Annotated in this window: 19 protein-coding genes and 1 pseudogene; 8 read left to right on the top strand and 12 right to left on the bottom strand. The window is 70.8% G+C overall.

Annotated features, from left to right (window positions below):
• Nucleotides 1-124: 124 nt before the first annotated feature.
• On the top strand, nt 125-1,459 hold the full coding sequence (gene gabT, locus ACLIN4_RS25740; RefSeq protein ID WP_107476603.1) for a 4-aminobutyrate--2-oxoglutarate transaminase: 1,335 nt from the start codon (nt 125-127) through the stop codon (nt 1,457-1,459).
• Nucleotides 1,460-1,991: 532 nt separating this feature from the next.
• Nucleotides 1,992-2,678 carry a phosphatase PAP2 family protein gene (locus tag ACLIN4_RS25735; RefSeq protein WP_289910179.1) on the top strand — a complete coding sequence of 229 codons (687 nt, stop codon included), beginning with the start codon at nt 1,992-1,994 and terminating at the stop codon, nt 2,676-2,678.
• Here the strand turns inward: ACLIN4_RS25735 and ACLIN4_RS25730 are convergent.
• From ACLIN4_RS25730 to ACLIN4_RS25695, 8 genes are all read right to left on the bottom strand, one after another.
• Nucleotides 2,617-4,428, bottom strand: a complete 1,812-nt coding sequence (locus ACLIN4_RS25730) for a chitinase (protein ID WP_411576270.1) — start codon at nt 4,426-4,428, stop codon at nt 2,617-2,619. The two genes, ACLIN4_RS25735 and ACLIN4_RS25730, sit on opposite strands and share 62 nt — an antisense overlap.
• 87 nt (nt 4,429-4,515) lie before the next feature.
• Nucleotides 4,516-4,974, bottom strand: a complete 459-nt coding sequence (locus ACLIN4_RS25725) for a hypothetical protein (RefSeq protein ID WP_100044591.1) — start codon at nt 4,972-4,974, stop codon at nt 4,516-4,518.
• A gap of 131 nt (nt 4,975-5,105) precedes the next feature.
• Entirely contained in the window at nt 5,106-6,533 is a 1,428-nt protein-coding gene (locus tag ACLIN4_RS25720) for an NAD(P)/FAD-dependent oxidoreductase (protein ID WP_107476601.1), read from the bottom strand.
• 35 nt (nt 6,534-6,568) lie between these two features.
• The gene (locus ACLIN4_RS25715; protein ID WP_100044589.1) at nt 6,569-7,369 is read right to left on the bottom strand and encodes an ABC transporter permease; all 801 of its coding nucleotides are present in this window, start codon (nt 7,367-7,369) and stop codon (nt 6,569-6,571) included.
• Nucleotides 7,370-8,299, bottom strand: a complete 930-nt coding sequence (locus tag ACLIN4_RS25710) for an ABC transporter permease (RefSeq protein WP_107476600.1) — start codon at nt 8,297-8,299, stop codon at nt 7,370-7,372. It abuts the gene before it with no gap.
• Complete coding sequence (locus ACLIN4_RS25705) at nt 8,299-9,468, bottom strand: ABC transporter ATP-binding protein (RefSeq protein ID WP_107476609.1); 1,170 nt, start codon at nt 9,466-9,468, stop codon at nt 8,299-8,301. Before ACLIN4_RS25705 ends, ACLIN4_RS25710 begins: the two co-directional genes overlap by 1 nt.
• Nucleotides 9,469-9,473: 5 nt before the next feature.
• Nucleotides 9,474-10,721: a polyamine ABC transporter substrate-binding protein gene (locus ACLIN4_RS25700; RefSeq protein ID WP_107476599.1), complete on the bottom strand. Its 1,248-nt coding sequence runs from the start codon at nt 10,719-10,721 to the stop codon at nt 9,474-9,476.
• Nucleotides 10,722-10,776: 55 nt separating this feature from the next.
• On the bottom strand, nt 10,777-12,312 hold the full coding sequence (locus ACLIN4_RS25695; protein WP_382024892.1) for a gamma-aminobutyraldehyde dehydrogenase: 1,536 nt from the start codon (nt 12,310-12,312) through the stop codon (nt 10,777-10,779).
• Between the two features lie 258 nt (nt 12,313-12,570).
• Between ACLIN4_RS25695 and ACLIN4_RS25690 the strand changes: the two genes are divergently transcribed.
• On the top strand, nt 12,571-13,131 hold the full coding sequence (locus ACLIN4_RS25690) for an NADAR family protein (RefSeq protein WP_257101464.1): 561 nt from the start codon (nt 12,571-12,573) through the stop codon (nt 13,129-13,131).
• Between the two features lie 56 nt (nt 13,132-13,187).
• Here ACLIN4_RS25690 and ACLIN4_RS25685 read toward each other — a convergent pair whose 3' ends face one another.
• The gene (locus tag ACLIN4_RS25685) at nt 13,188-13,880 is read right to left on the bottom strand and encodes a DUF4190 domain-containing protein (protein WP_289910194.1); all 693 of its coding nucleotides are present in this window, start codon (nt 13,878-13,880) and stop codon (nt 13,188-13,190) included.
• 152 nt (nt 13,881-14,032) lie between these two features.
• Between ACLIN4_RS25685 and ACLIN4_RS25680 the strand changes: the two genes are divergently transcribed.
• The 3 genes from ACLIN4_RS25680 (at nt 14,033) to ACLIN4_RS25670 (ending at nt 17,138) form a co-directional block, all read left to right on the top strand.
• Entirely contained in the window at nt 14,033-15,094 is a 1,062-nt protein-coding gene (locus tag ACLIN4_RS25680) for an adenosine deaminase (protein WP_107476598.1), read from the top strand.
• 13 nt (nt 15,095-15,107) lie between these two features.
• Nucleotides 15,108-15,827, top strand: coding sequence for a glycerophosphodiester phosphodiesterase (locus ACLIN4_RS25675; RefSeq protein ID WP_289910198.1), 720 nt, complete (start codon nt 15,108-15,110; stop codon nt 15,825-15,827).
• A 150-nt stretch (nt 15,828-15,977) separates the two neighbouring features.
• On the top strand, nt 15,978-17,138 hold the full coding sequence (locus ACLIN4_RS25670) for a serine hydrolase domain-containing protein (RefSeq protein WP_411576269.1): 1,161 nt from the start codon (nt 15,978-15,980) through the stop codon (nt 17,136-17,138).
• Here the strand turns inward: ACLIN4_RS25670 and ACLIN4_RS25665 are convergent.
• The 3 genes and pseudogenes from ACLIN4_RS25665 to ACLIN4_RS25655 all read right to left on the bottom strand — a co-directional run bounded on the left by ACLIN4_RS25665 (nt 17,116) and on the right by ACLIN4_RS25655 (nt 20,479).
• Nucleotides 17,116-17,669, bottom strand: a pseudogene (locus ACLIN4_RS25665) (HXXEE domain-containing protein). The gene ACLIN4_RS25670 and the pseudogene ACLIN4_RS25665 overlap by 23 nt on opposite strands.
• Before the next feature lie 16 nt (nt 17,670-17,685).
• Entirely contained in the window at nt 17,686-18,876 is a 1,191-nt protein-coding gene (locus ACLIN4_RS25660) for an ABC transporter substrate-binding protein (RefSeq protein WP_411576268.1), read from the bottom strand.
• A gap of 163 nt (nt 18,877-19,039) precedes the next feature.
• Nucleotides 19,040-20,479: a gamma-aminobutyraldehyde dehydrogenase gene (locus ACLIN4_RS25655; RefSeq protein ID WP_411576267.1), complete on the bottom strand. Its 1,440-nt coding sequence runs from the start codon at nt 20,477-20,479 to the stop codon at nt 19,040-19,042.
• A 210-nt stretch (nt 20,480-20,689) separates the two neighbouring features.
• Between ACLIN4_RS25655 and ACLIN4_RS25650 the strand changes: the two genes are divergently transcribed.
• On the top strand, nt 20,690-21,205 hold the full coding sequence (locus tag ACLIN4_RS25650; RefSeq protein ID WP_100044578.1) for an Lrp/AsnC family transcriptional regulator: 516 nt from the start codon (nt 20,690-20,692) through the stop codon (nt 21,203-21,205).
• Nucleotides 21,206-21,207: 2 nt separating this feature from the next.
• On the top strand, nt 21,208-22,578 hold the full coding sequence (locus tag ACLIN4_RS25645; RefSeq protein WP_107476595.1) for an aspartate aminotransferase family protein: 1,371 nt from the start codon (nt 21,208-21,210) through the stop codon (nt 22,576-22,578).
• The last annotated feature ends 85 nt before the right edge of the window (nt 22,579-22,663 follow it).

Genomic DNA, 22,663 nt, shown 5'->3' with positions numbered 1-22,663 from the left:
CAACCGGCACCGCGGACAACGCCCACATGGAGCATGCCCGCTCCCCCGTCCCGGTCCTAGCCTGCGAGAAAAGAAGCCAAGCGTCCGTAAGATCCCACAGATCGCGCAAGACCCAGGAGCCCCCATGACCGCACTTGAGCAGGAGCGCCGCGTCGTCACCGCCATCCCCGGCCCGAAGTCGCAGGAGCTGCAGGCCCGCCGCACGGCCGTGGTCGCGCAGGGTGTGGGCTCCACGCTCCCGGTCTTCGTGACGCGCGCCGGCGGCGGCGTCATCGAGGACGTGGACGGCAACCGTCTGATCGACTTCGGTTCCGGCATCGCCGTGACCTCCGTCGGCGCCTCCGCCGAGGCCGTGGTGCGCAAGGCGTCCGCGCAGCTCGCCGACTTCACCCACACCTGCTTCATGGTGACGCCGTACGAGGGCTACGTCGCCGTCGCCGAGGCGCTGGCCGAGCTGACCCCGGGCGACCACGCCAAGAAGTCGGCCCTGTTCAACAGCGGTGCCGAGGCGGTCGAGAACGCCGTCAAGATCGCGCGTGCGTACACCAAGCGGCAGGCGGTCGTCGTCTTCGACCACGGCTACCACGGCCGCACCAACCTCACCATGGCGCTGACCGCGAAGAACATGCCGTACAAGCACGGCTTCGGTCCCTTCGCGCCCGAGGTGTACCGCGTGCCGGTCGCCTACGGCTACCGCTGGCCGACCGGTGCCGAGAACGCCGGCCCCGAGGCCGCCGCCCAGGCGATCGAGCAGATCACCAAGCAGGTCGGCGCGGAGAACGTGGCCGCGATCATCATCGAGCCGGTGCTCGGCGAGGGCGGCTTCATCGAGCCGGCCAAGGGCTTCCTGCCCGCGATCAACCAGTTCGCCAAGGACAACGGCATCGTCTTCGTCGCCGACGAGATCCAGTCCGGCTTCTGCCGCACCGGCCAGTGGTTCGCCTGCGAGGACGAGGGCATCGTCCCGGACCTGATCACCACCGCGAAGGGCATCGCGGGCGGTCTGCCGCTCGCCGCCGTCACCGGCCGCGCCGAGATCATGGACGCCGCGCACGCGGGCGGCCTCGGCGGCACCTACGGCGGCAACCCGGTGGCGTGCGCGGGCGCGCTCGGCGCCATCGAGACGATGAAGGAGCTGGACCTCAACGCCAAGGCGAAGAACATCGAGGCGATCATGAAGTCCCGCCTCACCGCCATGGCCGAGAAGTTCGACGTCATCGGCGACGTCCGGGGCCGCGGCGCGATGATCGCCATCGAGCTGGTCAAGGACCGCGACACCAAGGAGCCGAACCCGGAGGCGACCGCCGCGCTCGCCAAGGCCTGCCACGCCGAGGGCCTGCTGGTCCTGACCTGTGGCACCTACGGCAACGTGCTGCGCTTCCTGCCCCCGCTGGTGATCGGCGAGGACCTGCTGAACGAGGGCCTCGACATCATCGAGCAGGCCTTCGCCCGCGTCTGAGCGAGCACCCGTGCACGGCGCCGGGGGAACCCGTGAACGGGCGCCGGACGAGCACGTGCGCGAGGACCCGAACGCGCATCTGAGCTGCGTTTCGCACGCCTGGCGCGGCGAACCGCAGAGCGTGTGAAGAACGTGTGCGGGGTGGATGGCAGGACGCCGATGGCCCTGTCCTCGGCCCACCCCCTGCCGTAGGTTCTACGCAGATGAGAGATACACCCGCCCACAGGGGACTGTGGGCGGATCTCAGGCCGAGGCCTCCCCAGCTTCGACCTGGTCGTGCCTCGCGCACAACCGGAACCCGTGGGTTCCGGGTCTCCTCACCGATCGGACGGTCGCCCGCCCCAAACCCCCCGGGGCGCGCGACGTTCCGGTCAGGACGGCCGCCCCGGCATCCGGGACGGCAGGTTCACCGAAGGGCCGGCACACTCCCCCCCTTGCGCCGGCCCTTCGGTGTGTTCCCGAGCCGGCCCTCCTTCGACATCCGCTCCAGGCGGTGCGGCGCCGCGCCGGAGCGCCTGCGAAGCTGGGCGTCATGCCGGTCCCCCCGCCCCGCGCGCTGCCCGCCCTCCTCGCGCTGCCCGTCGTCCTCTTCGCCCTGATCACCTGGCAGGTCGCCGCTGACGGCCCGCTGATCGACGCGGACGAGCGGCTGAGCAGGGCACTCGTCCACCCCGACCGGCTCTCCGAGCTCCTGGCCGACCTCGGCAACGTACCGGTGGCCGTGCCCGTCCTCGCCCTCGCGCTGGTGTGCGCGGCGTGGCACGGGCGCGCCGGCGGTACGGACCGCTGGTGGCTGCCGCCCCTGGCCGGGGCCCTGGCGATGGCTCTGGTGCCGGCGCTGGTCGCCCCGCTGAAGGCGTGGACCGACCGCCCCGGTACCCCGGCGGTGCCCCCGGCCGTCGGCTACTACCCCTCCGGCCACACCGCGACCGCGGTCGTCGCGTACGGCGCGGCGACGCTGCTGCTCCTTCCGCTGCTGCGGTCGCCGGCCGTCCGCCGCGGGCTGGTCGTGCTGTGCGCGGTCCTCGTCCTCGGCGCCTCCTACGGGCTGGTGCGCCGCGGCTACCACTGGCCGCTGGACGTGGTGGCGAGTTGGTGCCTGGGCGCGGTGCTGCTGGCCGGGTTCGCGCTGGTGGCCGGCCGCACCGCGCCGCCGGTCACCCGAAGTACGCGTCGAAGTTCTTCTGGAACTCCCAGTTCGAGTAACGGTCCCAGTTGATCGACCACGTCATCAGGCCGCGCAGGGCGGGCCAGGTGCCGTGGGTCGCGTACGAGCCGCAGTCGGTCTTCTCGGTCAGGCAGTTCAGGGCCTTGTTCACCTCTGCCGGGGAGACGTACCCGTTGCCGGCGTTGGTGGAGGCGGGCATGCCGATGGCGACTTGGTCGGGGCGCAGGGGCGGGAAGACGTTGCCGGCGTCGCCGGCGACCGGGAAGCCGGTGAGGAGCATGTCGGTCATGGCGATGTGGAAGTCGGCGCCGCCCATGGAGTGGTACCGGTCGTCCAGGCCCATGATCGGGCCCGAGTTGTAGTCCTGGACGTGCAGCAGGGTCAGGTCGTCGCGCAGGGCGTGGATCACGGGCAGGTACGCCCCCGCCCTCGGGTCCTGGCCGCCCCACTTGCCGGTGCCGTAGTACTGGTAGCCGAGCTGGACGAAGAAGGTCTCCGGGGCCATCGTCAGCACGAAGTCGTCCCCGTACCTCGCCTTCAGGGTCTTCAGGGCCGAGATGAGGTTGACGATCACCGGGGTTCTGGGGTTCTTGAAGTCGGTGTCGTCGGCGTTCAGGGACAGGGAGTGGCCCTCGAAGTCGATGTCGAGGCCGTCGAGTCCGTACTCGTCGATGATCGCGGAGACGGACGAGACGAACTTGTCGCGGGCGGCGGCGGTGGTGAGCTGGACCTGCCCGTTCTGGCCGCCGATGGAGATCAGCACCTTCTTGCCGGCCGCCTGCTTGGCCTCGATCGCCGCCTTGAACTCGGCGTCGGACTCCACGTTCGGGCACTCGGTGACCGGGCAGCGCTCGAAGCGGATGTCGCCGGAGGTGACCGAGGTGGGCTCGCCGAAGGCCAGGTCGATGACGTCCCAGCTGTCGGGCACGTCGGCGAGGCGGGTGTAGCCGGAGCCGTTGGCGAAGCTCGCGTGGAGGTAGCCGACCAGGGCGTGGGCCGGGAGGTCGGCGCCGCCGCCGTCCGGTTGCCCGGCGGTGGTCGCGGTGACCGTGGCCGAGCGGGCGGACTCGCCGGCGTCGTTCACCGCCGCGACCTGGAAGGCGTACGCGGTCGAGGGAGCCAGGCCGGTCACGGTGGTGGAGGTGCCGGTGACCGTGCGGACCTTGGTGCCGTCGCGGTAGACGGCGTAGCCGGTCGCGCCCGGGACCGGTGACCAGGACAGGGCGACGCTGGAGGAGGTGACGGAGCCGGCCGTCAGACCGGCCGGGGGCGCCGGTGGCTGACCGGTCTCGCCGCCGGGACCGGTGAGCGAGATGTCGTCGGCGTGGTAGGCGCCGGTGCCGTACCAGCCGTGGGTGTAGACGGTGACCCGGGTGGTGGACGGGCCGGTGCGGAAGGTGGTCGTGAGCCGCTGCCAGTCGGGGGCGGACTGGGCCCAGGTGGAGACGTCGGTGGTGCCGGTGCCGCTCGCGCCGAGGTAGACGTAGGTGCCGCGGACGTAGCCGGTCAGCGTGTACTGGGAGTCCGGTTTCACCGTCACCGTCTGGGCGCAGCGGGCGTTGTCGGCGCCGGCCGGGGTGGCCTTCAGGGCCGAGGTGCCGCTGCGTACGGGCGAGGTCACGGTCGTGCCGGCGGTGCAGGTCCAGCCGTCGAGGCCGGACTCGAAGCCGCCGTTCCTCGCGAGGTCCGCGTCGGCCGCACGGGCGGCCGACGAGAGCGCGGTCATGCCGGACGCGGCGAGTGCCGCGACGGTGAGCAGCGTGACGAGGGGGCGACGCGCGAGTGGTCTGGAGCGTTCCACAAGTACCTCCGGACATGGGGGAGATGGGGAGGGTGGAGCGCGCCCAACTTGGTCCAGACCAATTCTGTTGTCAACCCCTTGCGCACCTCACCCCCGGCCGTCCTCCACCGCGAGAGCCGCCGCCGCCTCGTGCATCGCCAGTTCGAGGAGCGCCGGGTCGGTGAGGGTGCCGGTCCCGTCGGGCGGGATCAGCCAGCGGGTTCCGCCGGACGACACGCCTCCCGGGTGCGGCACCACGATCCAGGTGCCGAGTCCGGCCGTCCGGACGCCGGTGCCGACCCAGCGGGCCGCCGTGCCGGGCGGCACGAAGAAGCCCGTGCGCGCGTCGCCGAAGTCGACGAGCACCGGGCCCGGTTGGTCCAGGACGCGGGAGAGCACGTCGAGGGTCGGGTAGCCGAGCCGGCTCGGCAGTATGAGCACGTCCCAGGCCTTGCCGGCGGGCAGCAGGGCGACCCCCAGGGGGTTGCGCTCCCACTCCTGCCGACAGGACTCGGGATCCGGTGCGACGGATGCCAGCCAAGCGACCGCCGTCTTCGCGCCAGGCATGTGAAGACCTCCCTTTCACTCGTGGACGCGGGATGCGTCACGAGGGAGAGGGAGGTCTCCCGGCGGCATTACGCGGGTTGCGGCGCCTCGTTGGCGTGAACCCGGTCACACGGGCGGCGTCCGCGGGGCGCTCAGCTGTCGAAGCCCAGCCCGAGCCTGTCCATCGTCCGCAGCCACAGGTTGCGCCGCCCGCCGTGCGCGTCCGCGCGGGCCAGCGACCACTTGGTGAGCGCGATGCCGGTCCAGGCGAAGGGCTCGGGCGGGAAGGGCAGCGGCTTCCTGCGGACCATCTCCAGCTCCGTGCGCTCGGTGCGCTCCCCCGCCAGCAGGTCCAGCATCACCTCGGCACCGAAGCGGGTGGCGCCCACGCCGAGGCCGGTGTACCCGGCCGCGTAGGCCACCTTCCCCTGGTGGGCGGTGCCGAAGAACGCCGAGAAGCGGGAGCAGGTGTCGATCGCGCCGCCCCAGGCGTGGGTGAAGCGGACGCCCTCCAGCTGCGGGAAGCAGGTGAAGAAGTGCCCGGCGAGCTTGGCGTACGTCTCGGGACGGTCGTCGTACTCGGCGCGCACCCGTCCGCCGTACGGGTAGATCGCGTCGTAGCCGCCCCACAGGATCCGGTTGTCGGCGGAGAGGCGGAAGTAGTGGAACTGGTTGGCGCTGTCGCCGAGTCCCTGCCGGTTCCTCCAGCCGATCGAGGCGAGCTGCGCGTCGGTGAGCGGCTCGGTCATCAGGGCGTAGTCGTAGACCGGGACGGTGTACGAGCGGACCCTGCGGACCAGGTTCGGGAAGACGTTGGTGCCCAGCGCGACCGTGCGGGCGCGGACGCCGCCGTAGGGGGTGCGTACGGCCATACCGGCGCCGTACGGCCGCAGGGTGAGGGCCGGGGTGTGCTCGTGGACGCGGACGCCGAGGTCGAGGCAGGCGCGCTTGAGGCCCCAGGCGAGCTTGGCGGGGTTGACCATGGCCACGCCCCGGCGGTCGTACAGGCCGGCGTGGAACGTGGGTGAGTCGACCTGTTCCCGTACGGCCTCGGCGTCCAGGTACTCGACTCCGTCGGCCAGACCCTCGGCGCTGATCTCCCGGTGCCAGTCGTGAAGCTCCCGGGCCTGGTAGGGCTCGGTGGCCACGTCGATCTCGCCGGTGCGCTCGAAGTCGCAGTCGATGCGGTGGCGGGCGACCGCTTCCTCGATGGCGTCGAGGTTGCGGGCGCCGAGTGCCTCCAGCCGGTGGATCTCGTCGGGCCAGCGGGTGAGGCCGTTGGACAGCCCGTGGGTGAGCGACGCGGCGCAGAAGCCGCCGTTGCGGCCGGAGGCGGCCCAGCCCACCTCCCGGCCCTCCAGCAGCACCACGTCCCGCCCCGGGTCGCGTTCCTTGGCGATCAGCGCGGTCCACAGCCCGCTGTAGCCGCCGCCGACGACCAGCAGGTCGCAGGTCGCGGGGCCGGTGAGCGCGGGCTGCGGGCGGGGGCGGCCGGGGTCGTCCAGCCAGTACGGGACCGGCTGGGCGTCGGAGAGGGATTTCGTCCAGTCGTTGCTGCGGCTCATGGCGCTCGGGGCCATGATTTCAACTCCCTACGAATGCGGTACGCGAGGCACTATGCCTTGCGGCGATTCCGGCGGTTGCCGATGACCATGGAGGCCAGGACGAACAGCACGGCGATGACGAACATGGCCGTACCCACGACGTTGATCTGGACGGGCGTTCCGCGCTGGGCCGATCCCCAGACGAACATGGGGAAGGTGACGGTGGAGCCCGCGTTGAAATTGGTGATGATGAAATCGTCGAAGGAGAGCGCGAAGGCGAGCAGCGCTCCGGCGGCGATCCCGGGGGCGGCGATGGGCAGCGTGACCCGGACGAAGGTCTGGAAGGGACCGGCGTACAGGTCCTGCGCCGCCTGCTCCAGCCTCGGGTCCATCGACATCACGCGCGCCTTGACCGCCGTCACGACGAAGCTGAGGCAGAACATGATGTGGGCGATCAGGACCGTCCAGAAGCCGAGCTGGGCACCCATGTTGAGGAACAGGGTGAGCAGCGAGGCGGCCATCACGACCTCGGGCATCGCCATCGGCAGGAAGATCAGCGAGTTGATCGCACCGCGTGCCCGGAACCGGTAACGGACCAGCGCGAAGGCGATCGCCGTGCCGAGTGCGGTGGCGCCCAGCGTCGCCCAGAAGGCGATCTGGAGACTGAGCGACAGGGAACCGCACAGTCCGGAGACGCCGCACGGGTCCTTCCAGGCGTCCGTGGAGAACTGCTGCCATTCGTAGTTGAAGCGCCCGTTGGGTTTGTTGAACGAGAAAACCGTCACGATGACATTGGGCAGCAGGAGATAAGCGAGCGTCAGCAGCCCGGCGATCACTACCAGATTGCGCTTGAACCAGTTGACGAAGGCCATTTAGACCAGATCCTCCGTCCCCGACTTGCGGATGTAGAAGGTGACCATGGCGAGGATCGCGGCCATCAGGACGAAGGAGAGCGCCGCCGCCGTCGGATAGTCCAGCACGCGCAGGAACTGCGACTGGATCACGTTTCCGATCATTCCGGTGTCCGCCGAGCCCAGCAGGGACGCGTTGACGTAGTCGCCGGTCGCCGGGATGAAGGTCAGCAGCGTCCCGGAGACGACGCCGGGCATCGAGAGCGGGAAGGTGACCTTGCGGAAGACCGTGGACGGCTTGGCGTACAGGTCGCCCGCGGCCTCGTGCAGCCGGCCGTCGATGCGCTCCAGCGACGTGTACAGCGGCAGGATCATGAACGGCAGGAAGTTGTACGTCAGGCCGCAGACCACCGCGAGCGGCGTGGCCAGCACCCGGTCGCCGGCCGTCCAGCCGAGCCAGCTGGTGACGTCCAGGACGTGCAGCGTGTTCAGGACGCCGACGACCGGGCCGCCGTCCGCGAGGATCGTCTTCCAGGCCAGGGTGCGGATCAGGAAGCTGGTGAAGAACGGCGCGATCACGAGGATCATGATCAGGTTCCGCCAGCGCCCCGCGCGGAAGGCGATCAGGTAGGCGAGCGGATAGCCGAGCAGCAGGCACAGCACGGTCGCGGAGGCGGCGTAGGCGACCGAGCGCAGGAACTGCGGCCAGTACTCGGACACCGCGTCCCAGTAGGTGACGAAGTGCCAGGTGACCTTGTAGCCCTCCTCCAGCGAGCCCGTCTGCACGGACGTGGAGGCCTGGTAGATCATCGGCGCCGCGAAGAAGACGACGAGCCACAGGATGCCGGGCAGCAGCAGCCAGTACGGCGTCCAGCGGCCCCTCTTGCGCGGGGGCTTGTGCTCCGGCGCGGGCGGGGAGAGCGGTGGTGGCGCCTCGGTGAGGGTGGACATCAGGCGGTCTCCCCCTCGGCGACTCCCGCGTCGATGTCCTGGGCGGCGTCGAGGCCGAAGGTGTGCGCCGGGTTCCAGTGCAGGACGACGTCGGCGCCGGGGGCGAGGCGGGCGTCGCGGTCGATGTTCTGGGCGTACACCTCGAACTCGGGGCAGGCCGCGCAGTCCACGACGTACTGCGTGGAGACGCCGATGAAACTGGTGTTGGAGATCTTGCCGGTGACGCGGTTGCGGCCCTCGGGGATGGTGCCGGCCTCGTCGGCGTGGGTGATGCCGATCTTCTCCGGGCGCACTCCGACCAGGACCTTGCCGCCCGCCCGGGCCGGCGCGGAGCAGCGTGCGCCGGGCAGGACCAGCTTGTCGCCGGCCGCCTTCACCACGACCTCGTCGCCGCTGCGGGTGTCGACCTCGGCCTCGATGAGGTTGGAGGTGCCCAGGAAGTTGGCGACGAAGGTGGTCCGCGGGTTCTCGTAGAGGTCGGCGGGGGCGCCCATTTGCTCCACCCGGCCCCCGTTCATCACGGCGACCTGGTCGGCCATGGTCATGGCCTCCTCCTGGTCGTGCGTGACGTGCACGAAGGTGATGCCGACCTCGGTCTGGATGCGCTTGAGCTCCAGCTGCATCTGGCGGCGCAGCTTGAGGTCGAGGGCGCCGAGCGGTTCGTCGAGGAGCAGCACCTTGGGGTGGTTGATCAGGGCGCGGGCGACCGCGACGCGCTGCTGCTGGCCGCCGGAGAGCTGGTGCGGCTTCTTGCGGGCCTGCTCGCCGAGCTGGACGAGGTCGAGCATCTCCCCGACCTGCTTCTTCACGCTCTTGATGCCGCGCCGGCGCAGGCCGAAGGCGACGTTCTCGAAGATGTCGAGGTGCGGGAAGAGGGCGTAGGACTGGAAGACCGTGTTGACCGGCCGTTTGTACGGCGGCAGCGCGGTCACGTCCTGGTCGCCGAGGTGGACGGTGCCGCCGCTGGGCTCCTCCAGTCCGGCGATCATGCGCAGGGTGGTGGTCTTGCCGCAGCCGGAGGCGCCGAGCAGGGCGAAGAAGGAGCCCTGGGGCACGGTCAGGTCGAGCGGGTGCACGGCGGTGAAGGAGCCGTAGGTCTTGCTGATGCCGGAGAGGCGGACGTCGCCGCCGTGCTCCGTCGCGTCTGTGCGCGTCTGCGTCGTCGTCATCGTCGTCACGCCCCAGTGAGCTTCGCGAACTTCTCTTCGTAGGCCGTCTCTTCCTTCGGGCTCAGTGAGCGGAAGGCACGGGACCGGTCCTGCATGGCCTTGTCGGGAATGATCAGCGGGTTGTTCGCCGCGTCCTCGTCGATCTTCGCAAGCTCGTCCTTCACCCCGTCCACGGGACAGACGAAGTTGATGTAGGCGGCGAGCTGCGCGGCCGGCCCCGGCTCGTAGTAGTAGTCCATGAGCCGCTCGGCGTTCGTCTTGTGGCGCGCCTTGTTGGGGACCAGCATGTTGTCGCTGGACGTGATGTACCCGCTGTCCGGGATGACGAAGTCGACGTCCGGGTTGTCCGCCTTGAGCTGGACGACGTCCCCGGCCCAGGCCAGGCAGGCCGCGAAGTCGCCCTTGCTGATGTCGGCGGTGTAGTCGTTGCCGGTGAAGCGGCGTATCTGGCCGCTGTCGACGCCCTTCTGGAGCCGGGCGATGGCCGCGTCGTAGTCGTCGTCGGAGAAGCGGGCCGGGTCCTTGCCCATGTCGAGCAACACCATGCCGACGGTGTCGCGCATCTCGGTGAGGAAGCCGACGCGCCCCTTGAGCTTGGGGTTGTCGAGCAGGTCGGAGACCGTCTTCACCTCGACGCCGTCCAGCGCCTTCTTGTTGTAGGCGATGACGGTCGAGATGCCCTGCCAGGGGTACGAGTAGGCGCGGCCCGGGTCCCAGTCGGGGTTGCGGAACTGGGGTGACAGGTTGGCGAAGGCGTGCGGCAGGTTGGCCGGGTCCAGCTTCTGGACCCAGCCGAGGCGGATCAGGCGGGCGGCGAGCCAGTCGGTGAGCACGATGATGTCGCGCCCGGTCTCCTGGCCGGCGGAGAGCTGCGGCTGGATCTTGCCGAAGAACTCGCCGTTGTCGTTGATGTCCTCGGTGTACTTGACCTTGACGCCGGTGCGCTTCGTGAACGCCTCCAGCGTGGGGTGGCGCCGGCCGCTCTCGTCGACGTCCATGTACTCGGTCCAGTTGGAGAAGTCGACTACCTTCTCCTTCTTGGACCGGTCGTCGGACGACACGCCGCCCTCGGTCTTGCCGGCCGGCGGGATGCCGCAGGCGCTCAGTGTGCCGAGGCCGCCGACCGCGAGCGCGCCGCCCGCGGAGGCGCGCAGCAGTGAGCGGCGGGTGAGGGCGGCCCTGCCGCTGGTGAAACTGCGCCGCATGGCGGCCGCTCGGGCCGGGGACAGGCGGTCGGGCTCGTACTGCTCCATGCGCGTGGTTGCCCTTTCGGGTGTCTCGGCCGTGGTCGGCGGCCTCTCGTCGTGACTATCGGTCCCCGAAGACGGTGCGGTGCCAGTCCTTGGCCGCCACCGCGGTGTTGTCGAACATGACGTGCTTGACCTGCGTGTACTCCTCGAAGGAGTAGGCGGACATGTCCTTGCCGAAGCCGGACGCCTTGTATCCGCCGTGCGGCATCTCGCTGATGATCGGGATGTGGTCGTTGATCCACACGCAGCCCGCCTTGATCTCGCGGGTGGCGCGGTTCGCCCGGTACACGTCCCGGCTCCAGGCGGAGGCGGCGAGCCCGTACGGGGTGTCGTTGGCCAGCCGGATGCCCTCGTCGTCGGTGTCGAAGGGCAGGACGACCAGGACCGGCCCGAAGATCTCGGACTGAACGGCCTCGCTGTCCTGCGCGGCGTCGGCGATGAGGGTGGGCCGGTAGTAGGCGCCGTCCTTCAGGTCGCCCTGCGGTGCCTCGCCGCCGCACACCACGCGCGCGTAGGAGCGGGCCCGGTCGACGAAGCCGGCGACGCGGTCCCGCTGGACGTGGCTGACCAGTGGTCCGAGGTCGGTGCCGGGAGCGAAGGGGTCACCGACGCGGACGGTGTCCATGAGGGCGGCGGTCTTCTCGACGAACGCCTCGTAGAGGGGCCGCTGTACGTACGCGCGCGTGGCGGCCGTGCAGTCCTGGCCGGTGTTGATGAGGGCGCCCGCCACGGCTCCGTTGACGGCGGCGTCGAGGTCGGCGTCGTCGAAGACGAGGAAGGGCGCCTTGCCGCCGAGTTCCAGGTGCAGGCGCTTGACGGTGGCGGTGGCGACCTCGGCGACGCGCTTGCCGACGGCGGTGGAGCCGGTGAAGGAGGTCATGGCGACGTCCGGGTGGCCGACGAGGTGCTCACCGGCCTCCCGCCCGGTCCCGCTGACGATGTTGATCACACCGTCGGGGATGCCGGCCTCGGTCGCCGCCTGCGCGAACATCAGGGAGGTCAGCGGGGTGATCTCGGCGGGCTTCAGCACGATGGTGTTGCCCGCGGCGATCGCCGGGAGGATCTTCCAGGCGGCCATCTGGAGGGGGTAGTTCCAGGGCGCGATGGACCCGACGACGCCGATCGGCTCGCGGCGCACGTACGAGGTGTGGTCGCCGGAGTACTCCCCCGCCGACTGCCCCTGGAGGTGCCGGGCGGCGCCGGCGAAGAACGCCGCGTTGTCGACCGTGCCCGGCACGTCGAACTCGCGGGTCAGCTTCAGGGGCTTGCCGCACTGGAGCGACTCCGCGCGGGCGAAGTCCTCGGCACGCTCGGCGAGGACGGCGGCGAACCGGTGCAGGGCGTCGGAGCGCTCGCCCGGGGTGGCGCCGGCCCAGCCGGGGAACGCCTCCCGCGCGGCGGCGACGGCCGCGTCGACGTCGTCGGGACCGGCGAGTTCGTAGGTCAGGACCTCCTCGCCGGTCGCCGGGTCGACGACGGTGTGCGTGCGCCCGGAGGTGCCCTTCGTCAGACGGCCCGCGATGTACTGGGCCCCGCCCGCGAAGCGGTCCTGGGCCGGGAATCGGTCCGGGGTGTCGTTGCCCGGGTTGTGCATGTCGGCTCTCCTCGGTCTCCCCGTGACAGGGGCCGGCGTGGCTCAGGCTCGATGTGAGTGCCGATCCTGACAGAGCACTAGACCTCCAACAAGTGATTCCGTTGTTGCCATTTGGTTACGCGACGGAATCTGTCGACCAGGTGTCGAGTCGCCACGGAAAAGGACGGACGGAGTGTCAGTGGTGCGTGCCAGACTCGCGTGCATGGAAGGACCACGGGGGCGAAGGACCACGGGGCGAAGGAGAGGGGCACGGGGGCCGTGGAGATCATCGACAGCAGGGAAGCCCTGGTCGAGAGGGTCCGGGCGGGCGCGAGGATCAAGTACCTCTGCTTCTGGGGGCACCGGCCGCGCCCCGACGGCCTGATCGGCCCGAGCTGTCTGAGCCAGTGGTGGCCGTCGCCCTTCACCGTGTCCGGGGTGGAGTACGCGACCGCGGAGCACTGGATGATGGCGGGCAAGGCCCGGCTCTTCGGGGACGCGGAGGCGGAGCGCCGGGTGCTGGCCGCGGAGCATCCCGCCGAGGCCAAGAAGGCGGGGCGGCTGGTGCGCGGCTTCGACGAGGCGGTGTGGGAGCGGGAGCGCTTCTCGATCGTCGTCGAGGGCAGCGTCCGCAAGTTCGCCTCGGACCCCGCGCTGCGCGGGTTCCTGGTGAACACGGGCGACCGGGTGCTGGTCGAGGCGAGCCCGGTGGACCGGGTGTGGGGCATCGGCCTGGCCGCGGACGACGAGGCGGCGACCGACCCGGCGCGGTGGCGGGGGCCGAATCTGCTGGGGTTCGCGCTGATGAGGGCGCGGGAGCGGTTGCGCGAAGGCGGCTGACACCCGCGGAACGGACCGCGCGGGCGCCAGCCGCCTCTGCTCGGCTGCTCAGCCGCTCAGCTCTGCGCCTGCGCCGCCACGGAGACCGCCGCCGGGCGCGGGGCGCCGTAGTAGGGGTCCTCGTACTCCGAGTCCTCGTTGATCGCGGTGATGATCGCCGTCGCGATCAGGGCCATCACGGCGATGCCGAGCACGATGCCGATGATGCCCATGATGAAGCCGGCCTGGGCCTGCCCGTGGTTGTTGGCCTCGCCGCGCTCGGCCTTGCGGCGTCCCTTGACGCCGAAGACCACGGCGAGGATGCCGAGCACCAGCGAGACGATGCCGTACGCGCAGAACATGCAGCAGGCCAGGATGCCGAGCACCATCGCCGCGGTGCCCATGCCGTTCTGCGGGGGCAGCGGGGCGCCGCCCCAGCCGTAGCCGCCCTGGGGGTAGGCGGGGTAGCCGTATCCGCCCTGGACACCGGGGCCGCCGGGCGCGATGGGCGGAGGCGGCACCGCCGCCTCCGGCGGGGGGAAACCGGCGGCGGGCATCGAGGCGACCGTGGCCTGGTTGTGCACCGACGGCGGCTGCGCGGGCGGCTGCTGCTGCCAGGGCGGCACGCCACCGGCGGCGGGCGGAGCCGGCTGCTGCGGCACTCCCGGCGCGGCGTCACGGTCCTTGTCCAGCGACGGCCTGCTCTCCGGGGGAGCCCAGGGGTCCTGGGCGCCGTTGGAGTCCCCGCCCGGCCGTGTCGCGTCCGTCATTTCCGTCCCCCTGGGTCGATCGTGCCCGCCATGCTACGGGCCATGTCCGTCCGGCGTGAGACCGGCCTACGATGATCCCCGAAGCACCGATCAGCCGATCACCCGCGTCCCGCCGCCGCGCGGCCCGGGGACGCCGTTCCGGGGAGGAACCCTTGACCGAGCACCTCGTCGACCCCGCCGTCCCGCGCGACCTGCACGCCTTCATCGCCGGACTGCCCAAGGCCGAACTGCACGTCCACCACGTCGGCTCCGCCTCCCCGCGCATCGTCTCGGAACTGGCCGCGCGCCACCCCGACTCCAAGGTCCCCACCGACCCCGAGGCCCTGGTCGACTACTTCACCTTCACGGACTTCGCGCACTTCATCGACGTGTACCTGTCCGTCGTCGACCTGATCCGCACCCCGGAGGACGTCCGGCTGCTGACCTACGAGGTGGCCAGGGACATGGCCCGGCAGCAGGTGCGGTACGCCGAGCTGACCATCACCCCGTTCTCCTCCACCCGGCGCGGCATCGACGAGGGCGCCTTCATGGACGCGATCGAGGACGCCCGCAAGGCGGCGGAGTCCGAGTTCGGGACCGTACTGCGCTGGTGCTTCGACATCCCCGGCGAGGCCGGTCTGGAGTCCGCCGAGGAGACGACGCGGCTCGCCACCGACGACCGGCTCCGCCCCGAGGGCCTGGTCTCCTTCGGGCTCGGCGGACCCGAGATCGGGGTGGCCCGGCCGCAGTTCAAGCCGTACTTCGACCGCGCGATCGCCGCCGGACTGCACTCGGTGCCGCACGCCGGCGAGACCACCGGCCCGCAGACCGTGTGGGACGCCCTCACCGACCTGCGCGCCGAGCGCATCGGGCACGGCACCAGCTCCGCCCAGGACCCGAAGCTGCTGGCCCACCTCGCCGAGCACCGCATCCCCCTGGAGGTGTGCCCGACCTCCAACATCGCCACCCGCGCGGTGCGCACCCTGGACGAGCACCCCATCAAGGAGTTCACACGTGCCGGGGTGCTGGTGACGATCAACTCCGACGACCCCCCGATGTTCGGCACCGACCTCAACAACGAGTACGCCGTCGCCGCCCGGCTCCTCGACCTCGACGAGCGCGGCCTCGCCGACCTGGCGAAGAACGCGGTGGACGCCTCGTTCCTGGACGCGCCGGGCAAAGCGCGGATCAGGGACGAGATCGACGCGTACACCGCCGCCTGGCTCGCGTCCTGAGGCGGGCGCCGCGATGAGCCCCGTACGCGACGTGACCGCCGTGGCCCACCGCGGCGACCCGTACCGGTACCGCGAGAACACGCTCGTCTCGCTGCGTTCCGCGCTCGACCGGGGCGCGGACGCGGTCGAGACCGACGTACGCCTCACCCGGGACGGCGTTCCCGTGCTGCTGCACGACGAGACGCTGAAGCGCCTGTGGCAGCACGACCGGCCGCTGCGGTCCCTGTCGGCCGACGAGGTGCGCGGGTTGACGGCGGGCAGGGTGCCCACGCTGGCCGAGGCCCTGGCCGCGACCGACGGCAGCCGGCTGATGCTGGACCTGCCGGGCGGGCCGGGCGAGCGGGCGGTGCGGCGCATCGTGGACGTGGTCCGCGAGTGCGGCGCCCGGGACCGCGTGTACTACACGGCCGGCCCCGCGGCCATGCTCGCGGTGCGCGCCGCCGACCCCGCCGCCGAGATCGCCATGACCTGGACGACGGCGGCACCGCCCCGGCCGGCGCTGCTGGCGGCGGTGCGGCCGAAGTGGCTCAACTACCGGTTCGGGCTGGTGGACAGGGCCTTGGCCGAGCGGGTCCACGGCGACGGCTGCCTGCTGTCGGTGTGGACCCCGGACACCCGGCGCTCCATGCGCCGGCTGATCGCGCTGGGCGTCGACTCGATCACCACCAACCGCATCGACACGCTGTGCGCGCTGCGCGACGGCAACGGAGCCGCCCGGTCCCGTAAGGGATGACCCCGGACAACTCCCGTCCCGCTCAGAGGAGTTCCCCGAGGTCGACTACGGGGCGGGAGCCCTACTCACCGACGATCCGCCAGGGCGCGCGGCGCACAAGGATGATCGACGATCCTTCCGCCGCAACCGCCGTCACCCCTGGAGCAGTCGATGCGTGCCCGTACCCACTCCGTTCTCGCCGCCTCCGTGGTCCTCGCCCTGGCCGCCGGACCGTTGGCGGCCCCGGCGTTCGCCGCGCCGCTCGCCACGGCATCCAGATCCGCCGACCAGGACGGGCCGAACGAAGCGGCCCTGCGCGCCGCCCTCGCCGGGCTCCCGAACCAGCACGCCACCGCCGCCCTCGTGCGGGTCGGCACCCCCGACGGCCACTGGCACGGCAGCGCGGGCGTGCGCGACCTGGCCGGTGACCGGCCGGCCCGCCCCGACGCCCGCTTCCGGGCCGGCTCGGTCACGAAGGTCGTCACCGCCGCCACCGTCCTGCGGCTCGCGGCACAGGACGAGATCGATCTGGACGCGCCGGTCCAGGGTTACCTACCCGACCTGTTCACATCGGAGTTCGAGCAGCCGATCAGCGTGCGCCAACCGCTGAACCACACCAGCGGCATCAAGCCGGGCGACGGCCTCGGTGACGACTTCGCGGAGGTGTACGCACACCGCTTCGAGACCCTCACCCCGCAGCGGGTCGCGGCGTCGGCGATCGCCAAGGGACCGGAGGACTTCACCCCGGGGACGCGGCAGCAGTACCGGAACATCAACTACACGGTCCTCGGCCTGCTGATCGAGAAGGTCACGGGGCACTCGTACGCCTCCGTCGCCACGCGCCTGGTCCTGCGCCCGGCCGGCATGCACCACACGTACTTCCCGGGCACGGACCCCCGCATCCGGGGCCCGCACAATCGGGGCTACCAGGCGGTGGAGCAGCCGGACGGCACGACGAAGCTGGTCGATGTGACCGAGTGGAACCAGGCGGACCGCTGGGCGGCCGGCGACATGATCTCCACCACCGCCGACCTGGAGAAGCTGCTCACCGAGCTGTTCCGGGGAAGGATCGTGCCGCAGCCCGAGCTGGAGGAGATGTTCACGACCCCGGCGGGTGTCCCGGGCGCGCGGCGCAGCGCGGGGCTGGAGTACCAGGAAGTCGACGGCAAGGTCTTCTGGGGCAAGTCGGGGTCCCGCTACGGATACAGCGCCCTCATCGGCGGTACCCGCGACCTGAGCCGCACCCTCGTCCTCTCGGTCAACGCCACGGACGCCAAGAGCGCGGAGCGGAACCCGGTCCTCGACGCGATCACCTCGGCCGCGCTGAAGTAGCCCCCGTCAGCCGCCGCGCCACCGCGTGCGCCCCGGCCGTCGCCGCGCCCGCGAAGCCGAGCCCCACGGCGAGGTCGCGCGGGCGCGTGGCGCGCAGGACACCGGCGCGGCGCAGCCGGTGGCGGGCCCAGAGCGTGAACGGGACGACGACGAGGGGCGAGGTCGCGGACCCGGGCGTGCAGCCGCGCACCAGTGCCGCCTGGGCGAGGTGGACCAGGCCGTGCAGACCGAAGGCGTTCAGCGCCGCCTGGTACGTGGCCGACCGGCCGCCGGTGAGCCGTCCCGCGGCGGACGCGCGGCCACGACCGCGGCCATGGCCCCGACCGCCACCGCGAACTCCCGCCCGTCGACCGAACCGGCCCGCCGCCACACGGCCTCCGGCACGGTGGGGAACCGCTCGCGCAGGGCGGGCATCTCGCGCCGCCACCAGCCCGGCACGGTCGCCAGTTCCTCGGCGTCGTGCAGCGCCCAGGCGGTCGGCGGCCAGAGCGTGACCGCCGCACCGACCTTTTCATCGCCGGGTGAATTCACCCTACCGGTCAGTCTGCTACACGCCCACGATGCCGTTCCACCGCTTCGCGAACTCCGTCCTCTCCCCCGCCGCGATGTCCCGGGCGACGGCGAGCCGTTCGCGCATCGCCGCGTCCGGGAAGATCAGCGGGTCCTCGGCCAGGGCGGCGGTCTCCGCGTCGTCGGAGGAGGCGAGCACGTCCCGGGCGGCGGGGACGGGGCAGACGTAGTTGACCCACGCGGCCAGCTCGGCGGCGACCTCCGGCCGGTAGTAGAAGTCGATCAGCCGCTCCGCGTTGGCCTTGTGGCGGGCCAGGTTGGGGATCATCAGGGACTCCGACCACAGCTCGGCGCCCTCCTCGGGGACGACGAACTCGATGTCCGGGTCGTCCGCCTGGAGCTGGACCACGTCACCGGAGTAGGCCTGGCAGGCCAGGACGTCACCGCCGGCGAGGTCCTTGATGTAGTCGTTGCCGGTGAAGCGGCGGATCTGGCCCCTGCCCACCTGCTCCTCCACCCGGTCGCACATCGCGTGGAAGTCGTCCGCCGTCCAGTCGGTGATGTCGACGCCGTCGCCCTGCATCAGCAGCGCGAACGCCTCGTCCATGCCGGAGAGCAGGGTCACCCGGCCCTTGAGGTCGTCCGCCCACAGGTCGGAGACGTGCCGGATCTCCCGGCCGAGCCGGCGGCGGTTGTAGGCGATGCCGGTGATACCGGACTGCCAGGGCACGGTGAACTTCCGCCCGGGGTCGAAGGCGGGCGAACGCAGCAGCGGGTCCAGGTACTCGGTGACGTTCGGCCGGCGGGAGCCATCCATCTCCTGCACCCAGCCGAGCCGGACGAACCGGCCGCACATCCAGTCGCTGATGACGATCAGGTCGCGATCGGTGGGCCGGTGGTTCATCAGGGAGGGGCTGATCTTGCCGAAGAACTCGTCGTTGTCGTTGATCTCCTCGACGTACTCGACGGAGATACCCGTCTCGTGCTCGAACGCCTCCAGCGTGGGCCGCCGGCTCGGGTGCGCGTCGTCGGTGTCGATGTACAGCGGCCAGTTCGCCCAGGTCAGCCGTGGATCCGTGGCGGACCGGTCGGGGGCGGCGCGGTCGCCCGGGGCGACGTACGCGGCAGGCACACCGCAGCCGGCCAGGGCGCCGAGCGCGGCGGAACCGCCCAGGCCGCGCAGCAGGGTACGACGGGACAGCGAGGGCGTCTCGGGGAGCGGGGGCATGGCACGAAGGATCCCCCGCCCGCGCCCACCGGGACAATCGACGCTGCGTCGAGCGGGCCCGTACAGGCCCGACACCCTGTCGACCGGGGCGAGTTCACGCTTCACGCGGCGCGGCCCCGGACGGGGGCTCCCGTCCGGGGCCGCACACGTGGAACCGGGTCCGTCACGCGTCCAGCGACGTCATCACGTGCTTGATCCGGGTGTAGTCCTCGAAGCCGTAGCCCGACAGGTCCTTGCCGTAGCCGGACTTCTTGAAGCCGCCGTGCGGCATCTCGGCGACCAGCGGGATGTGGGTGTTGATCCACACGCAGCCGAAGTCCAGCCGCTTGGACATCCGCATGGCGCGGCCGTGGTCCTTGGTCCACACCGAGGAGGCCAGGGCGTACTCGACGCCGTTGGCCCACTCGACCGCCTGGTCCTCGTCGCGGAAGGACTGGACGGTGATGACGGGGCCGAAGACCTCGTTCTGGATGATCTCGTCGTCCTGCTTGAGGCCCGAGACGACGGTCGGGGCGTAGAAGTAGCCCTTGTCGCCGACCCGGTGGCCGCCCGCCTCGACCTTGGCGTGGGCGGGCAGCCGCTCGATGAACCCGGAGACCTGCTTGAGCTGGTTCGGGTTGTTGAGCGGGCCGTACATGACGTCCTCGTCGTCCGGCTGACCGGTCTTGATCTCGGACGCGGCCTTCGCGAGCGCGCTCACGAACTCGTCGTGGATCGACTCGTGGACCAGCACGCGGGTGGCCGCGGTGCAGTCCTGGCCGGCGTTGAAGTAGCCCGCCTCCGAGATGCCCTCGACGGCCTTGGGGATGTCGGTGTCCTCGAAGACGACGACCGGCGCCTTGCCGCCCAGCTCCAGGTGGACCCGCTTGAGGTCCTTGGACGCCGACTCGGCGACCGACATGCCGGCCCGCACGGAGCCGGTGATGGAGGCCATCGCCGGGGTCTCGTGCTCGACCATCAGACGGCCGGTGTCGCGGTCGCCGCAGACGACGTTGAAGACGCCCTTGGGCACGATCGAGCCGATGATGTCGGCCATCAGGGCGGTCGAGGCGGGGGTGGTGTCGGACGGCTTGAGGACGACCGTGTTGCCCGCGGCGAGGGCCGGGGCGAACTTCCACACGGCCATCATCATCGGGTAGTTCCACGGCGCGACCTGCGCGCAGACGCCGATCGGCTCACGGCGGATCATGGAGGTCAGGCCCTCCATGTACTCACCGGCGGCGCGCCCCTCGAGCATCCGGGCCGCACCCGCGAAGAAGCGGATCTGGTCGACCATCGGCGGGATCTCCTCGGAGCGGGTGAGCCCGATGGGCTTGCCCGTGTTCTCCACCTCGGCCGCGATCAGCTCCTCGGCCCGCTCCTCGAACGCGTCCGCGATCTTCAGCAGGGCCTTCTGCCGCTCGGCCGGGACCAGGTCCCGCCAGGCGGGGAAGGCCGCGGCGGCGGCCGCCATGGCGGCGCCCACGTCCGCCTGCCCGGAGAGGGGGGCGGTCGCGTAGGCCTCGCCCGTGGCGGGGTTGACCACCTCCGTGGTCCGTCCGTCGGCGGCGTCCCGGAACTCACCGTCGATGTAGTTGCGCAGACGACGCAGCTCGGTGCTCACTGCCGGCCCTCCAAGTTCGGTGTCTACTTCGGATCTCTCGGGTTCGGACCTCGGCGCTGTCGCGCGTGTCCAAACACTGAGACACCCACCCTAGACGGAGACCCCACGTTTTCAACACCCCCGGTCGCCTCCATGTTGCGAAATCCGTCGACTCTGACGTCTCAGACAACGAATTTCATCGATTCGGGCTTGCGAAACTGTCGATACGTCGTGCACAGTGAAGCCGTGGCCAGTCGAAGCGCAGACCAGAGGGACTCCCGCGAGTCCAGGAACGGCGGTCCCCAGTTGGACGCCGTCTCCCTCGCCATCATCGAGCAGCTCCAGGAGGACGGCCGCAGGCCGTACGCCGCCATCGGCAAGGCCGTGGGCCTGTCGGAGGCGGCCGTGCGCCAGCGCGTCCAGAAGCTGCTCGACCAGGGCGTGATGCAGATCGTCGCCGTCACGGACCCGCTCACCGTGGGCTTCCGCCGGCAGGCGATGGTCGGTGTCAACGTCGAGGGCGACGTGGAGTCCGTCGCCGACGCGCTGACGGCCATGTCCGAATGCGAGTACGTGGTGATGACAGCGGGCTCCTTCGACCTGATGGTGGAAGTCGTCTGCGAGGACGACGACCACCTGCTGGACGTCATCAACAAACGCATCCGGGCCGTCCCCGGAGTGCGCTCCACCGAGAGCTTCGTCTACCTCAAGCTCAAGAAGCAGACCTATATGTGGGGAACCCGATAATCGTGAGCACCGACACCAAGGACCTCAGCAGGACCGCCTACGACCACCTGTGGATGCACTTCACCCGCATGTCGTCGTACGAGAACGCCCCCGTCCCCACCATCGTCCGCGGTGAGGGCACCCACATCTACGACGACAAGGGCAAGCGCTACCTCGACGGTCTCGCCGGCCTCTTCGTGGTCCAGGCCGGTCACGGCCGCCAGGAGCTGGCCGAGACCGCCTCGAAGCAGGCGCAGGAGCTCGCCTTCTTCCCGGTGTGGTCCTACGCCCACCCGAAGGCCGTCGAGCTGGCCGAGCGCCTCGCGAACGAGGCCCCCGGCGACCTCAACAAGGTCTTCTTCACCACCGGCGGCGGCGAGGCGGTCGAGACCGCCTGGAAGCTGGCCAAGCAGTACTTCAAGCTGACCGGCAAGCCGACCAAGTACAAGGTCATCTCCCGCGCGGTGGCCTACCACGGCACCCCGCAGGGCGCCCTGTCCATCACCGGCCTGCCCGCCCTGAAGGCGCCGTTCGAGCCGCTCGTCCCGGGCGCGCACAAGGTGCCGAACACCAACATCTACCGCGCCCCGCTCCACGGCGACGACCCCGAGGCCTTCGGCCGCTGGGCCGCCGACCAGATCGAGCAGCAGATCCTCTTCGAGGGCCCGGAGACGGTCGCGGCCGTCTTCCTGGAGCCGGTGCAGAACGCCGGCGGCTGCTTCCCGCCCCCGCCCGGCTACTTCCAGCGGGTGCGCGAGATCTGCGACCAGTACGACGTGCTGCTCGTCTCGGACGAGGTCATCTGCGCCTTCGGCCGCCTGGGCACGACCTTCGCCTGCGACAAGTTCGGCTACGTCCCGGACATGATCACCTGCGCCAAGGGCATGACCTCGGGCTACTCCCCGATCGGCGCCTGCATCATCTCCGACCGTCTGGCCGAGCCGTTCTACCAGGGTGACAACACCTTCCTGCACGGCTACACCTTCGGCGGCCACCCGGTCTCCGCCGCGGTCGGCATCGCCAACCTCGACCTGTTCGAGCGCGAGGGCCTCAACCAGCACGTCCTCGACAACGAGGGCAACTTCCGCGCGACGCTGGAGAAGCTCCTCGACCTGCCGATCGTCGGCGACGTCCGCGGCAACGGCTTCTTCTACGGCATCGAGCTGGTCAAGGACAAGAACACCAAGGAGTCCTTCACCGACGAGGAGACCGAGCGCGTCCTGTACGGCTTCCTCTCCAAGAAGCTCTTCGAGAACGGTCTGTACTGCCGTGCCGACGACCGCGGTGACCCGGTCATCCAGCTCGCCCCGCCGCTGATCTCCAACCAGGAGACCTTCGACGAGATCGAGCAGATCCTTCGCGCGACGCTGACGGAGGCGTGGACGAAGCTCTGACCCCAGGCCGTCACGGCCTCGAGGTCTTCCTTTCGGATGATCGTCCCGGCCCCGGTGCCGCCCGTTCGAGTGAGAAACGGCGGCC

It is taken from the genome of Streptomyces mutabilis, assembly GCF_046628145.1.
Taxonomy (GTDB): domain Bacteria; phylum Actinomycetota; class Actinomycetes; order Streptomycetales; family Streptomycetaceae; genus Streptomyces; species Streptomyces mutabilis.
This window is presented reverse-complemented; position numbering and strand designations above follow the sequence as displayed.